Annotated in this window: 14 protein-coding genes and 2 tRNA genes; 13 read left to right on the forward strand and 3 right to left on the reverse strand. The window is 67.3% G+C overall.

Annotated elements, in window-relative coordinates; all coding sequences use genetic code 11:
• The first annotated feature begins 66 nt into the window (after positions 1–66).
• The 9 genes from TSO221_RS04730 (at position 67) to TSO221_RS04770 (ending at position 6045) form a co-directional block, all read left to right on the forward strand.
• On the forward strand, positions 67–669 hold the full coding sequence (locus TSO221_RS04730; protein ID WP_199229384.1) for a hypothetical protein: 603 nt from the start codon (positions 67–69) through the stop codon (positions 667–669).
• On the forward strand, positions 666–1226 hold the full coding sequence (locus TSO221_RS04735; protein WP_109117323.1) for a hypothetical protein: 561 nt from the start codon (positions 666–668) through the stop codon (positions 1224–1226). Before TSO221_RS04730 ends, TSO221_RS04735 begins: the two co-directional genes overlap by 4 nt.
• Positions 1227–1313: 87 nt before the next feature.
• Positions 1314–1790: a DUF192 domain-containing protein gene (locus TSO221_RS04740; RefSeq protein WP_109117324.1), complete on the forward strand. Its 477-nt coding sequence runs from the start codon at positions 1314–1316 to the stop codon at positions 1788–1790.
• 74 nt (positions 1791–1864) lie between these two features.
• The gene (locus tag TSO221_RS04745; RefSeq protein ID WP_109117325.1) at positions 1865–3493 is read left to right on the forward strand and encodes an efflux RND transporter periplasmic adaptor subunit; all 1629 of its coding nucleotides are present in this window, start codon (positions 1865–1867) and stop codon (positions 3491–3493) included.
• Entirely contained in the window at positions 3483–4211 is a 729-nt protein-coding gene (locus TSO221_RS04750; protein WP_247877911.1) for an ABC transporter ATP-binding protein, read from the forward strand. Before TSO221_RS04745 ends, TSO221_RS04750 begins: the two co-directional genes overlap by 11 nt.
• Complete coding sequence (locus TSO221_RS04755; RefSeq protein ID WP_109117327.1) at positions 4208–5440, forward strand: ABC transporter permease; 1233 nt, start codon at positions 4208–4210, stop codon at positions 5438–5440. Before TSO221_RS04750 ends, TSO221_RS04755 begins: the two co-directional genes overlap by 4 nt.
• A 63-nt stretch (positions 5441–5503) precedes the next feature.
• Positions 5504–5580 (forward strand) — tRNA-Pro (locus TSO221_RS04760).
• Between the two features lie 50 nt (positions 5581–5630).
• The gene (locus TSO221_RS04765) at positions 5631–5927 is read left to right on the forward strand and encodes an ETC complex I subunit (RefSeq protein WP_109117328.1); all 297 of its coding nucleotides are present in this window, start codon (positions 5631–5633) and stop codon (positions 5925–5927) included.
• Between the two features lie 41 nt (positions 5928–5968).
• Positions 5969–6045: transfer RNA gene (locus tag TSO221_RS04770), tRNA-Arg, on the forward strand.
• A 323-nt stretch (positions 6046–6368) separates the two neighbouring features.
• Here TSO221_RS04770 and TSO221_RS04775 read toward each other — a convergent pair.
• The 3 genes from TSO221_RS04775 to metC form a co-directional block, all read right to left on the reverse strand.
• Positions 6369–6575, reverse strand: coding sequence for a hypothetical protein (locus TSO221_RS04775; RefSeq protein WP_109117329.1), 207 nt, complete (start codon positions 6573–6575; stop codon positions 6369–6371).
• Positions 6576–7237: 662 nt separating this feature from the next.
• The gene (gene hisI / locus TSO221_RS04780) at positions 7238–7648 is read right to left on the reverse strand and encodes a phosphoribosyl-AMP cyclohydrolase (protein WP_109117330.1); all 411 of its coding nucleotides are present in this window, start codon (positions 7646–7648) and stop codon (positions 7238–7240) included.
• A gap of 11 nt (positions 7649–7659) precedes the next feature.
• Positions 7660–8844 carry a cystathionine beta-lyase gene (gene metC / locus TSO221_RS04785; RefSeq protein ID WP_109117331.1) on the reverse strand — a complete coding sequence of 395 codons (1185 nt, stop codon included), beginning with the start codon at positions 8842–8844 and terminating at the stop codon, positions 7660–7662.
• 223 nt (positions 8845–9067) lie between these two features.
• Here metC and TSO221_RS04790 point away from each other — a divergent pair, with 223 nt between their 5' ends.
• From TSO221_RS04790 to TSO221_RS04805, 4 genes are all read left to right on the forward strand, one after another.
• Positions 9068–10090, forward strand: coding sequence for an amino acid ABC transporter substrate-binding protein (locus tag TSO221_RS04790; RefSeq protein WP_109117332.1), 1023 nt, complete (start codon positions 9068–9070; stop codon positions 10088–10090).
• 93 nt (positions 10091–10183) lie between these two features.
• Entirely contained in the window at positions 10184–11371 is a 1188-nt protein-coding gene (locus TSO221_RS04795) for an amino acid ABC transporter permease (RefSeq protein ID WP_109117333.1), read from the forward strand.
• Positions 11372–11373: 2 nt separating this feature from the next.
• The gene (locus tag TSO221_RS04800) at positions 11374–12480 is read left to right on the forward strand and encodes an amino acid ABC transporter permease (RefSeq protein WP_109117334.1); all 1107 of its coding nucleotides are present in this window, start codon (positions 11374–11376) and stop codon (positions 12478–12480) included.
• A gap of 16 nt (positions 12481–12496) precedes the next feature.
• Positions 12497–13270, forward strand: a complete 774-nt coding sequence (locus TSO221_RS04805) for an amino acid ABC transporter ATP-binding protein (RefSeq protein ID WP_109117335.1) — start codon at positions 12497–12499, stop codon at positions 13268–13270.
• Positions 13271–13332: the final 62 nt, after the last annotated feature.

Consider the following 13332-nt stretch of genomic DNA (forward strand, 5'->3'; position numbering starts at 1 on the left):
GCAATAAAAAATCGGCGACTGTCCACAGGTTGCGCGTGCGCACGGAAGGAACGCGAAGTCCGGGACATGTCGAACACGACTCTGCTTCTGATCGCCATCGGCGCGATCATGCTGGCGGCGCTCCCGGTGGCCGCGCTGATGAAGGATTTCCTGCCCGGGTTCCTGGAGCGGTCGGCCGGCCTGGACCAGCTCGAGAACCGCATCTACGTGCTCCACTCGGAAGCGCAGGACCTACAGGACCGCGTCAACGGCGCGGTATCGCGCCGCAACCAGCAGAGTTCCGAAAAGCACCGGCTGGAAAGCGACATCCGCAGGATGGAGAAGGCCATCGCCGATCTTGCCGAACAGCCGCCGCTGTTCGTGCACGAGGTCGGCGAGCCCTCGGCGGGCACCAGCAAGTACACGGTGAACGTCAGCCGCGAGGCGGCGGCGGCGGCGGCGCGCGCCAACGGCGAGCGGGCGCAAGCCAACCCGATCTGGCGCTACACCAACATCGCCGAGGTGTGGGCGGGCAGCTTCGAGGATGCCAAGCAGCAGGTCGAGACGGCGTTCCCGTTCAAGCTGGGCTATCAGAAGAGCTTCCAGAAGGCCGGCGGCACCGCGGCCGAGAAGATGGTTGCCGAGGCGCAGGCGCGCGCGCTCGCGGAAGCCAAGGCGGCCATGCAATGACGCTCAACTTCCTCATCATCCTGGTGATCATTGCGCTGGCGGCGTGGCTCGGCAACGTGCTGCTGTCGCTGGAGGCGATCGTCGGCCAGTCGCGCACCCGGGTGAAGGCGGCGCGGGAGTCCGTCGCGAAGCTGGAAGCGAGTATGAAGCGCTTCCAGCGCGACGAGGAGAGCGCCAACAAGGAAACCGACGACCTGCTGAACGAGATGATCGCGCTGCGCAAGAAGCAGGCCGAGGTGCAGCAGAAGCTGGCCGAGGAGCAGGCCAAGCGCAAGCCGCGCCTGCTGATCCTCAGCGACCGCCGCAACCCCTCGGACAAGGAGTGGCTGGTCATCGTCGCCAACACGCAGATCGGCGAGGTCGATGCCAGCCACCCGCTGGCCCAGGAATGGGCGCGCGGGCGCGAATATCTGGTGTGGGCGGAGACCGACCGCGACGCGGCGGAGCGCGCGGTGCGGCGCTTCAGCGCCCGGCCGGGCTACACGGTGCGCAGCGTGCAGCCGGTGAAGGAGGACCTCTACCCCAGCGGCCGGCCCGCGGCGGCCCTTAAGCCCTGATGGCCAAGACCTCCTGACGCTGGACAGCGGGGCGGCGTGCGGGCAAGGTCCGCGGACGACTGGACTTCCCGCGGATGGTTTCCAACGATGATCGGACGCATTTTGAGCCGCTTCGTCCTGTGCTTTTCGGTGTTCCTGGCCGCTGCGCCCGGCGCGGTGTCGGCGTTGGAGCAGTTCCAGCGCTCCTCGCTGACGGTCGAGACGGCGGCCGGCCAGCGCTTCCGCTTCAACATCGAGGTGGCGCTGTCCCCGGCGCAGCAGGCGCAGGGCCTGATGTTCCGCGAGAAGATGGAGGCCGACGCCGGCATGCTGTTCGTCTATGATCAGGTGCAGCCGGCGGCGTTCTGGATGAAGAACACGCTGATCCCCCTGGACATGCTGTTCGTCGCCGCCGACGGCCGCATCGTGAACATCCACGAGCGCGCGGTGCCGCACTCCACCGACTCCATCCGCTCGGCGGCGCCGGTGAAGGCGATCCTGGAGATCAACGGCGGCATGAGCGCGCGCCTGGGCATCCGCGCCGGCGACCGGGTTGTGCACCCGCTGATCGCTGGGGCGAAGTAACGGCGGGGCGTCGCCGCCGGTTTGCCGCAATGCCGGCCTAAACCGTTGCGGTGGCTGGATATGTGTGGGTGCTGATGAGACGGCGGTTCGTTACGGTTCTGGCGCTCCTGGTTCTGGTGCCGGCGGGAACGGCGGCCTACGCGTGGTTCGGCGCGGCCGAGCCGCCGCCGGCCTACCGTTTCGCCAAGGTGGAGCGCGGGCTGCTGATCAGCGCCATCACCGCCACCGGCAAGATGAGCGCGGTGGTGACCGTGGAGGTCAGCTCGCAGCTGTCCGGCCAGATCGCCGAGCTGAACGCCGACTTCAACAGCAAGGTCGTCACCGGCCAACTCCTCGCCCAACTGAACACCGCACAGTTGGTGGCGCGGCTGAAGTCGGCGCAGGCCGACCTGGACGCTGCGGCGGCGACGCTGAGCGTCAGCCGCGCCCAGCGCGACAAGGCGCAGGCCGACACCGCCAACGCCCGCGCCGCCCTGGCCAGCGCGGCCGCGCAGATCGCGCGCGCCGAGTTGGCGGTGCTGGACGCCGACCGCGACCTCGTCCGCCGCGAGGAGCTGCGCAGCCGCGGCGTCGCCACCACCGCCGACTTCGAGAAGGCGCAGACCGCCGCCCGTTCGGCGCGCGCCGCGCTCACCTCCGCCGTGGCGCAGCGCCAGCAGGCCGAGGCCGGCGTGCAGTCCGCCGAGGCGTCGCACGCCGTCGCCGCCGCCCAGGTGCAGGTGGCCGAGGCCAACGTGGCGCAGCGGCAGGCGGCCTTGCAACTGGTGCAGGTGGACATCGACCGCTCGGAGATCCGCTCGCCCATCGACGGCGTGGTGGTCGACCGCAAGGTGAACGTCGGGCAGACCGTGGCGGCCAGCCTCTCCGCGCCGACGCTGTTCACCATCGCCCAGGACCTGCGGCACATGCAGGTGCTCGCCAACATCGACGAGGCCGACATCGGCCGGGTGCGCGAGGGGCTGCCGGTCACCTTCACGCTGAACACCTTCCCGGGCGAGACCTTCCACGGCACGGTCAGCCAGGTACGGCTGGCGCCGGCCGAGGAGCAGAACGTCGTCAGCTACATCGTCGCCATCACGGTTCAGAACCAGGACATGCGGCTGCTGCCCGGCCTGACCGCCAACCTGCGCATCGTCGTGGAGGAGCGCGGCAATACGGTGAAGGTGCCCAACGCCGCGCTGCGCTTCCGTCCGGCGGACGCCTCCCGCACCGATGCCGCGCCGACGCCGACGACTGGCGGCCCCTCCGGCGGGCGGGGCGCCGCGGCGCTGGAGGAGATGGCGGGCAGGCTGGTCGCCGACCTTGGCCTCGACGCCAAGCAACGTGCCGCGCTCGACGCGGTGGTTGTGGAGGCGCGTGACCGCTTCGCCGCCCTCGGCGGACCGGGCGATCCGGAACGGCAGCGTAGCGAGGCACGCGCCATCCGCCAGCGCGCCGATGAGCAGATCGCCGCCCTGCTGACGCCGGAGCAGCGCGAGAAGTTCGAGGACCTGCGGGCCGGCAGCGGCCGGGATGGGACGGCGCGCAGCGTGTGGGTGGCCGGCGTCGCGGGCACGCCGGTGGCGGTACCGGTGCGCGTCGGCATCACCGACGGCAGCTTCACCGAGGTGACCGGCGGTGGCCTGGAAGCCGGGCAGGAGGTCATCACCGGCATCCTGCCGCCGGAGCAGAACGCCAAGAGAGGGCCCCGCCTTGCCTTCTGATGCCGGACCTTCCGACGGGCCGCTCATCAAGGTGCAGGACCTGCGGCGGACCTATCTCATGGGGGCCGAGCGGGTGGCGGCGCTGGGCGGCGTCAGCATGTCGGTGCAGCGGGGCGAGTTCATTGCCGTGATGGGGCCGTCCGGCTCCGGCAAGTCCACCTTCATGAACATGCTCGGTTGCCTCGACCAGCCCGATTCCGGCAGCTACTGCCTGGAGGGGGAGGAGGTCAGCCGGCTCGGCTCGGATGAGCTGGCGGCGATCCGCAACCGGCTCATCGGCTTCGTCTTCCAGTCATTCAACCTGCTGCCGCGCCTCGACGCCGTCGCTAACGTGGCGCTGCCGATGATCTACGCCGGTGTCGACCGTGCCACCCGCATGAGCCGCGCCACCGAAGCGCTTGCGCAGATCGGGTTGGCCGGACGCACGCACCACCGCCCCTCACAACTGTCGGGCGGCCAGCAGCAGCGCGTCGCCATCGCCCGCGCACTGGTCAACCGGCCGTCGCTGCTGCTCGCCGACGAGCCGACCGGCGCGCTCGACACTCGCACGACCGCCGAGATCATGGGGCTGTTTCAGCAACTCAACCGGCAGGGCATCACCGTGGTGCTGGTAACGCACGAGCCGGACGTCGCGGCTTACGCCGGCCGGGTGCTGACCTTCCGCGACGGGCACCTGATCGACGACCACCGGCAGCGGCCGCTGGAGGCGGTGGCATGAACACCTTCGACGCCGTCCGCTCGGCGCTGGAGACGTTGCGCGCCAGCCCGCTGCGCAGCGCGCTGACCATGCTGGGAATCGTCATCGGCGTGGCGGCGGTGATCGCCATGGTGGCGGTGGGCTCCGGCGCCCGCGACCAGGTGCTGCGGCAGATCGCCAGCCTGGGCACCAACCTGGTGCTGGTCGGGCAGGGCAGCATCCAGCGCGGCGGCGTGCGCCTCGGTGCCGGCACCGCGGCCTCGATGACCGAGGACGACGCCGTCGCCATCGTCCGTGAGATCCCGGAGGCCCGCATCGCCGCGCCCTATGTCCGCTGGGGCCTGCAGGTGGTGGCCGGGAATCAGAACTGGCAGACCACGTTGTACGGCATCACGCCGGATTTCGTTGAGGCGCGAGACTGGAACATCCCCGCCGGCCGCTCCCTGTCGGATGAAGACGTGGCGCAGGCCAACAAGGTGATCCTGCTCGGCCAGACGGTGGTCAACAGCCTGTTCGGCGGCGGCGACCCGGTGGGCGAGACGGTGCGCATCGGCAGCAGCCCCTTCACGGTCATCGGCGTGCTGGGGGGGAAGGGCCAGAACACCAGCGGGCAGGACCAGGACGACGTGGTTTTCGTGCCCTTGTCCACCGCCAAGCGCAACATCCCGAAGATGGCGAAGTCCAACCCGCGCTTCGTCCACGCCATGGTCATCAAGATGGCGGAGGGGGCCGACATGGACGAGGCGCAACGGCAGCTCAAGGAGCTGCTGCGCCAGCGCCACCGCTTGGCGCCGACGCAGGAGGACGATTTCTGGATGCGCAACCTGTCGGAGGTGGCGGCGACCCGCGACGCCTCGGCCCGCGCGCTGTCCTTTCTGCTGGCGGCGGTGGCGGCGGTGTCGCTGCTGGTGGGCGGTATCGGCATCATGAACATCATGCTGGTCTCGGTGACCGAGCGCACGCGGGAGATCGGCCTGCGGCTGGCAGTGGGAGCGCGGCAGCGCGACATCCTGATGCAGTTCCTCATCGAGTCCACGACATTGTCGGTGATCGGCGCCGCAGTAGGGGTGCTGGTCGGCGTGGCGGCGGCGATCCTGGTGGCGCGGCTGGCCGGCTGGCCGACGCTAATCGAGCCGGATTCGATCGTTCTGGCGGTGGGCGTGAGCGGCGTGGTGGGAGTGTTCTTCGGGTTGTACCCGGCGCGTCGAGCGTCCACCCTTAACCCCATCGAGGCGTTGCGGCACGAGTGACGCCCGAGCCTGTCCGGCGTCCTTGCCGTGGGCTTTGCGTTCGTGTATTCCACACGGCGGCGACGGGGCGTAGCGCAGTCTGGTAGCGCGCCAGTTTTGGGTACTGGAGGCCCCCGGTTCGAATCCGGGCGTCCCGACCACCGCCGTCCGCCGTGTGGAACACACGAAGCAAGAAGAAGGAGCGTCGTCCATGAAAGTCCGGATTTCCCAGCCGAGCAAGGCGGCCACGCAGTCCGGGCGGGCGAAGACGCATTTCTGGCTGCTGGAGTACGAGATTGAGACTCCCCGCCGGCCGGAGCCGCTGATGGGTTGGATCAGCTCGGGCGACACGCTGAACCAGGTGAAGCTGCGTTTCGAGACTAAGGAAGACGCCATCGCCTTCGCCGAGCGCAAGGGCTGGGAGTACACCGTGCAGGACGCCGCCGTCCGCCGCGTGCGCCCGCGCAACTACGCCGACAACTTCCGCATGGACCGGCCGCGCTTCTGACCGCGCCCGGTCCCGCCGTTCCGCCCGCCGCGCCGGACAACGGCCCCATAGCTCAGCTGGATAGAGCAGCCGCCTTCTAAGCGGCAGGTCGCAGGTTCGAGCCCTGCTGGGGTCGCCATCCCTTTGGGGGGCGGCGCCCTTTCGTTACGTACAAAAGGAAGTTATCCCCCGCCCGGAAGAGTGGGTCGTGTGTTACGGATGTGCGACGAAAGCTGATACCACGCCTGAAGAAGCGTGCGGAACCCTTATGGAAAAAGGAATTTCGCACTTGCCTATAATTTGGGCATCTGCCCGTGGACGCTGCGGCCACGGGTTCCCCCCGACCTCTTCCACAGAGTTATCCACCGATTCTGGGGATAAGGGGGTAGGGATCGCCTCCTCCGGGCATCGTTCTCGCGCATTGCATGAGAAAATCCGCGCAAGTGTCTGCAATAATGCGCTTCAGTCGGCGTCGCCGTGCGGAGCGTGGTTGGATGCGGTGCGCTTGCCGTGCAGCGCGCCGGCCACGTCGTTCCAGATGGCGTGCGCGTCATCATCGCCGTCGCGTTCCGCCTGACGGGCGTAGGCCTCGGCCTGGGCTGGGGCGGCACCCCCGTAGCGGCCGACCAGCAGGCCGGCGACCGCCCAGAGATGATGGCGCTTTCTCATGCCGCTCTCCCTGGCGTTGCTGCTTTCTCACGCCGAGGGAGGGCATCGTGTTGCGGAACCGTGTCCGTGACCGCGGCATGAACGGCGTCGCCTCCCCCCGACAACGCAAAGGAGGTGGGCCGTTGGGTTGGATCGTCAAGATCATCGTGCTGTGTTTCGTCGTTGGTTTCGCCCTGTCAGTCTTTGACATCGACCCGGCCGCCATCCTCACCAACACCTGGATCCAGGCAAAAAAACGGAGGCTCCGGTTCTCACCGGGGCCTCCGAGATGCAAATACAGGGAGGGTTAGAGACCTTTCCATTCTATGCGCGGCTGATCGTCGGCTCATTGATTCATATCAAGATCCGGCCGGAAAACGAACGAAAAAAACCGGAGCGTCACGAGGATGCTCCGGTCAAAGTCGATATAGGGAGGGTTAGAGACGAACGTTATATAGCCGTTCGGCCTAAGTCCGTCCATTGATCTGGATCAAATGTTTCTAAAGAGATGAATTTCGCGGCAGAGCCGTACCGTGTGCGCAAAAAAATGGCCGGAGGTTCCGTTTGGAACCCCCGGCAAAGGCGATTACAGGGAGGGTTAGAGACAACCAAGGTTTTATCCCTTTGGTCGATTCGGCTCGTTGACATAGATCAATTTGCCCGTGCAGTGCAGCAAAGGCACCCTATTCGGACGTTTTGTTGCCGCCGTACAACACGGACGGGTCGGTTTCGACATCCATCACGGTGACCAGCGCGCCGTCGCGCACCGCGCGGAAAAAGCAGGCACGCCTGCCCGTATGGCAGGCAACGCCATCCTGGTGGACGAGCAGCAGCAGAGTGTCGCCGTCGCAGTCCACGCGAAACTCCTTGAGGTGCTGCGTCTGGCCGGACGTCTCGCCCTTGCGCCACAGCCCCTGGCGCGAGCGCGACCAGTAGCAGACGCGGCCGGTGGTCAGCGTCTCCACCACCGCTTCGCGGTTCATCCAGGCCATCATCAACACCTCGCCGCTGCCGACCTGCTGGGCGATGGCGGGCACCAGCCCGTCCTCGTTGAAGCGGATGGCGGCGAGCACCTTGGAAAAAGCTTCGGTCATGGCGCGGTTCCTCAAAGTGCGGCGTTCAGCCGGGTGAAGCCGCAGTCGAGGTCGCGGATCAGGTCGTCCGCGTCCTCCAAGCCGGCGTGGAATCGGATCAGCGGCCCCTCGGCCTTCCACGTCGTGGCGGTGCGGATGGAGGTCGGGTGCACCGGCAGGATCAGGCTCTCGAACCCGCCCCAGGAATAGCCCATGCCGAACAGTTCCAAGCCGTCGAGCATAGCGGCCAGCGCCGGCTTCGGCACCGCCTTGAACTCCGCGGCAAACAGGCCGCAGGCGCCGGTGAAGTCGCGCTTCCACAGCGCGTGGCCGGCGTCGCCGGGACGGGCGGGATGGAGGACGCGCGTCACCTCCGGCCGCGCAGCCAGCCAGTCGGCCAGCGCGAGCGACGTCTCCTGGTGGCGCTTCAGGCGCACACCCATGGTGCGCAGGCCGCGCAGGCCCAGGTACAGGTCGTCCGGCCCGGCGCAGGTGCCAAAGCGGACGGCAGTCTTCTTGACGGTCGGCCAAGCGTCCTCGCTGCACACCATCAGGCCGAGCATGGCGTCGGCGTGGCCGACGATGTACTTGGTGGCAGCGTGGATGGAGACGTCCACCCCGTGCTCGAACGGCTTGAAGTACAACGGCGTCGCCCAGGTGTTGTCGAGCAGCACGGTGGTGCCCGCCGCCTTGGCGGCCTCGGCGATGGCTGGCACGTCCTGCACCTCGAAGGTGAGCGAGCCCGGCGATTCGAGGTAGACGACCGACGTGTTGGGCCGGATCAGCGCGGAAATGCCGGCACCGACCAGCGGATCATAGTATTCGACCTCCACGCCGTAGCGCGTCAGCACGTCGTTGCAGAAGCGCCGGGTCGGCCCGTAGGCGCTGTCGGTCATCAGCACATGGTCGCCGGCCTTGGTGAAGGCGCTGAGCGCGGTGGCGATGGCGGCGAGGCCGGAGGCCGCGGTCACCGCCCGGTAGCCGCCCTCCACCGCCGCCACCGCCTCCTCGAAGGCGTGGCTGGTCGGCGTGCCGACGCGGCCGTAGTTGATGATCTCGAACGGGTTGCGGTCGCTGGCCTCCAGCGCCTCGAGCGTTGGGAACAGCACCGTCGAGGCATGGTATACCGGCGGGTTGATGATCCCAAAGTTGGCCTGTGGAGTCCGGCCGGCGTGGGAGAGCAGGGTGTCGGGCTTGGCGTCCCTGGCGTTCTTCATCGGGCAACCTTGGTTCGGCGAAGCGGAAAGGGCGGGCATCTTGGCACCGCGGGCGAGCGCGAGCCACTGGGATTCGTGCGCTTTTGCCACGACGGAAGATTCGACAACGCCCGCGGTCTTGCTACACTCCTGTTAAGCGCCGGCCGTCTCCCGCCTGGGCAGTGGATCGGCGCGCAGAAGAGACCGAATGAAAAGCTTTACGGACAGGGTGGAGCAATCAATCATGAAAGCGGGAATTCTCGCCGCGGCTGCGGCCGCCTTCACGTTCGCCGTCGCCGGCGGCGCCCAGGCCGGCGCCACGCTCGACGCGATCAAGGCCAAGGGTTTCGTGCAGTGCGGCGTCAACGCCGGCCTGCCCGGATTCGCCAGCCCCGACAGCGCCGGCAACTGGACCGGCCTCGACGTCGACTACTGCCGCGCGGTCGCCGTGGCGCTGTTCAACGATCCGCAGAAGGTCAAGTTCACGCCGCTGTCCGCGCAGCAGCGCTTCCCGGCCATCCAGTCGGGCGAAGTGGACCTGCTGTCGCGCAACACCACCTGGACTCTGACCCGCGATACTTCGGTGGGCCTGAACTTCGCTCCGGTCACCTACTACGACGGCCAGGGCTTCATGGTCGCCAAGAAGCTCGGCGTGAAGAGCGCCAAGGAGCTGAATGGCGCCACCGTCTGCGTGCAGTCCGGCACCACGACCGAGCTGAATCTGGCGGACTACTTCCGTTCCAACAACATGAGCTACAACCCCGTCGTCATCGAGAACAACGACGAGGTGAACGCGGCCTTCTTCGCCGGCCGCTGCGACGTGCTGACCACCGATGCCTCGCAGCTGGCGTCGACCCGCGCGTCGGTGGCGCCGAAGCCCGACGACTACGTCATCCTGCCGGAGATCATCTCCAAGGAGCCGCTGGCCCCCGCCGTCCGTCACGGCGACGACGCCTGGTACGACATCGTCAAGTGGGTGGTGTACGCCACCATCCAGGCCGAGGAATCCGGCATCACGTCGAAGAACGTCGATGAGCACCTGAACTCCAAGAACCCCGAGATCCAGCGCCTGCTGGGCGTCTCGGCGGGCATGGGCAAGGCGCTCGGCGTCGATGAGAAGTGGGCCTACAACATCGTCAAGAAGGTCGGCAACTACAGCGAGATCTTCGAGCGCAACGTTGGCATGAGCACGCCGCTGAAGCTCGAGCGTGGTCTCAATGGGCTGTGGACCAAGGGCGGCCTGCAGTACGCTATGCCGGTCCGGTAACGCGCGACGGCCGGCCTGCCGTCGTTCCCCAGGGAGCGCGGCGGGCCGGCGGTTCCGCCCCCGGTTCGTGCCCTCAGCGCAACGGAGCGTACGTTGGCCACCCACACGCAGGACAGCGGGCGGGCGCCCTCGCGTCTGTCCTTGAACGACCCGACCGTACGCGCGATCTTCTTCCAGGTCCTGGTGATCGGCGGGGTGCTGGCGCTCGCCTTCTTCCTCGTTTCGAACACCCTGGACAACCTGGAACGCCGCGCCATCGCCACGGGCTTCCATTTCCTCGATCGCGAGGCCTCCTTCGGCATCGGCGAGAGCATCATCGATTATTCGCCGAAGGACACCTATGGCAAGGCGTTCGTCGTCGGCATTCTGAACACGCTGAAGGTGTCGGTGATCGGCATCGTGCTGGCGACCGTCATTGGAACGCTGATCGGTATCGCGCGCCTGTCCAGCAACTGGCTGCTGGCCAGGCTGGCGACGGGGTACGTGGAGATCATCCGCAACATCCCGCCGTTGCTGCAGTTGTTCGTCTGGTATCAGGTGATCACCGAGAGCATGCCGCCGGTGCGTCTGGCGCTCAACCCGCTGCCCGGCGTGTTCCTCAGCCAGCGCGGCATCACGGTGCCGGTCCCGGCGGCCGACCCGGTGTGGACCTGGGTGTTCATCGCCGTCCTGTTGGGCTTCATCGCCTCGGTCATCATGGGCAAATGGGCGAAGATCCGGCAGGCGGCCACCGGGCAGCCGTTCCCGGTGCTCGGCATGTCGCTGGTGCTGATCCTCGGCCTGCCGCTGATCGCCTACGTCGCCGGCGGCGCGCCATCGGTGATGGATGTGCCGCAGCTGCAGGGCTTCAACTTCCGTGGCGGCCTCGTGCTGTCGCCGGAGTTCGCGGCGATCCTGTTCGGCCTGTCGATCTACACCGCGGCCTTCATCGCCGAGATCGTGCGCGGCGGCATCCTCGCGGTCAGTTATGGCCAGAGCGAGGCGGCGGCGGCGCTCGGGCTGAAGCGGGGAGTGGCGCTGCGTCTGGTGATCCTGCCGCAGGCGCTGCGCGTCATCGTGCCGCCGACAACCAGCCAGTTCCTGAACCTGACCAAGAACAGCTCGCTGGCGCTCGCCATCGGCTACCCGGACCTGGTGTCGATCCTCAACACGACGATCAACCAGACCGGTCAGGCGATCGAGGGCGTGGCGATGATCATGGGCAGCTATCTGGCGATCAGCCTGAGCATCTCGCTGTTCATGAACTGGTACAACAAGCGCATTGCGCTGGTGGAGCGCTAGCCATGGCCGGACACGTGGATACTGCGTCCAGCACCGCCGCCGAACGGCCGCCGGCGCTGTCGCTCGGCCCCATTGGCTGGATGCGCGCGAACCTGTTCAACACCTGGTACAACGCCATCCTGACGGTGCTGATCGGCTGGGCGATCCTGATGATCGTGCCGCCGCTGTTCCGCTGGGCGATCGTCAACGCCGCGGGATTCGATGCCACCTCGCCGCAGTGCCGGCAGGCGACCGGCGCCTGCTGGGCGTTCGTCAACGAGAAGATGCGCTTCATCCTGTTCGGCACCTTCCCGTACGCCGAACAGTGGCGCCCGCTGCTCGCCACGGCGATCATCGTCGCCACCCTTGCCGCCGCCGCCAACCGCCGCTTCTGGAAGCCGTGGTTCGTCGCGGTGTCGCTGGGCGCGTTGGCGCTGTTCGGCGTGCTGATGTGGGGCGGCGTGCTCGGCATGACCTACGTCGAGAACTCGCTGTGGGGTGGCCTGCCGCTGACGCTGATCCTCAGCGTGATCGGCCTCTCCGTGGCGTTCCCCTTCTCGATCCTGCTGGCGCTCGGCCGGCGGTCGACCATGCCGGCGATCAAGGCGATCTGCGTCGCCTACATCGAGCTGATCCGCGGCGTGCCGCTGGTCAGCCTGCTGTTCATGGCGTCGGTGATGCTGCCGCTGTTCCTGCCCACCGGCGTGAACATCGACAAGCTGCTGCGCGCGCTGGTCGCCTTCATCCTGTTCGAGGCGGCCTACATGGCCGAGGCGATCCGCGGCGGCCTGCAGGCCATGCCGAAGGGGCAGTACGAGGCGGCGGACGCGCTCGGCCTGAACTATTGGCAGGCGATGCGCAAGATCATCCTGCCGCAGGCGCTGGCGATCTCCATCCCGCCGCTGGTCAACACCTTCATCAGCACCTTCAAGGACACCTCGCTGGTGATCATCATCGGCCTCTACGACCTGCTCGGCACCGCCAAGGCGGCGCTGTCCGACCCGGCGTGGCGCGGCTTCTACCGCGAGGCGTACTTGTTCATCGGCGTCATCTACTGGTGCTTCTGCTTCTCCATGTCCAAGTACAGCCGCTGGCTGGAGCAGGACCTCAATCGCGGTCACAAGCGCTAAGGGAGTTTTTCAGGCCATGGCCACCACCATTCCACAGGCGCGCACCGCCGCGGGCGAGGAGATCATCCAGTGCCTGGGCGTGCACAAGTGGTACGGCGAGTTCCACGTGCTGCGTGACATCAACCTGTCCGTCACCAAGGGCGAGCGCATCGTGATCTGCGGCCCGTCGGGGTCTGGCAAGTCGACGCTGATCCGCTGCCTCAACCGGCTGGAGGAGCACCAGAAGGGCTCAATCGTCATCGACGGCATCGAGCTGACCGGCAACCTCAAGAACATCGAGCTGGTCCGCCGCGAGGTCGGCATGGTGTTTCAGCACTTCAACCTGTTCCCGCACCTGACGGTGCTGGAGAACTGCACGCTGGCGCCGATCTGGGTGCGCAAGAAGCCGCGCGCCGAGGCCGAGGCCACCGCCATGAAGTACCTGGAGCGCGTGCGCATCGCCGACCAGGCGCGCAAGTATCCGGGCCAGCTGTCCGGCGGCCAGCAGCAACGCGTGGCGATCGCCCGTTCGCTATGCATGAGCCCGAAGATCATGCTGTTCGACGAGCCTACCTCGGCCCTCGACCCCGAGATGGTCAAGGAGGTGCTGGACGTCATGGTGACGCTGGCGCAGAGCGGCATGACCATGCTGTGCGTCACCCACGAGATGGGCTTCGCCAAGTCGGTGGCCGACCGCGTCATCTTCATGGACCGCGGCGAGATCGTCGAGCAGGCGCCGCCTGAGGAATTCTTCGCGAATCCGAAGTCGGACCGCACGAAGCTGTTCCTGAGCCAAATTCTCAACCACTAACCGATAATCGTCGCCTTTTGCCGCACCGCGTCAGGACTCTGGCGCGGCGCGGCGGATTGCGG

Source organism: Azospirillum sp. TSO22-1, from assembly GCF_003116015.1.
Taxonomy (GTDB): domain Bacteria; phylum Pseudomonadota; class Alphaproteobacteria; order Azospirillales; family Azospirillaceae; genus Azospirillum.

Coding starts and splice junctions, on each gene's coding strand:
- hisI (WP_109117330.1), bottom strand. CDS start 7,648: ATGACCGAAGCTTTTTCCAAGGTGCTCGCCGCCATCCGCTTCAACGAG.
- TSO221_RS04800 (WP_109117334.1), top strand. CDS start 11,374: ATGGCCGGACACGTGGATACTGCGTCCAGCACCGCCGCCGAACGGCCG.
- TSO221_RS04765 (WP_109117328.1), top strand. CDS start 5,631: ATGAAAGTCCGGATTTCCCAGCCGAGCAAGGCGGCCACGCAGTCCGGG.
- TSO221_RS04740 (WP_109117324.1), top strand. CDS start 1,314: ATGATCGGACGCATTTTGAGCCGCTTCGTCCTGTGCTTTTCGGTGTTC.
- metC (WP_109117331.1), bottom strand. CDS start 8,844: ATGAAGAACGCCAGGGACGCCAAGCCCGACACCCTGCTCTCCCACGCC.
- TSO221_RS04745 (WP_109117325.1), top strand. CDS start 1,865: ATGAGACGGCGGTTCGTTACGGTTCTGGCGCTCCTGGTTCTGGTGCCG.
- TSO221_RS04775 (WP_109117329.1), bottom strand. CDS start 6,575: ATGAGAAAGCGCCATCATCTCTGGGCGGTCGCCGGCCTGCTGGTCGGC.
- TSO221_RS04755 (WP_109117327.1), top strand. CDS start 4,208: ATGAACACCTTCGACGCCGTCCGCTCGGCGCTGGAGACGTTGCGCGCC.
- TSO221_RS04730 (WP_199229384.1), top strand. CDS start 67: ATGTCGAACACGACTCTGCTTCTGATCGCCATCGGCGCGATCATGCTG.
- TSO221_RS04805 (WP_109117335.1), top strand. CDS start 12,497: ATGGCCACCACCATTCCACAGGCGCGCACCGCCGCGGGCGAGGAGATC.
- TSO221_RS04790 (WP_109117332.1), top strand. CDS start 9,068: ATGAAAGCGGGAATTCTCGCCGCGGCTGCGGCCGCCTTCACGTTCGCC.
- TSO221_RS04735 (WP_109117323.1), top strand. CDS start 666: ATGACGCTCAACTTCCTCATCATCCTGGTGATCATTGCGCTGGCGGCG.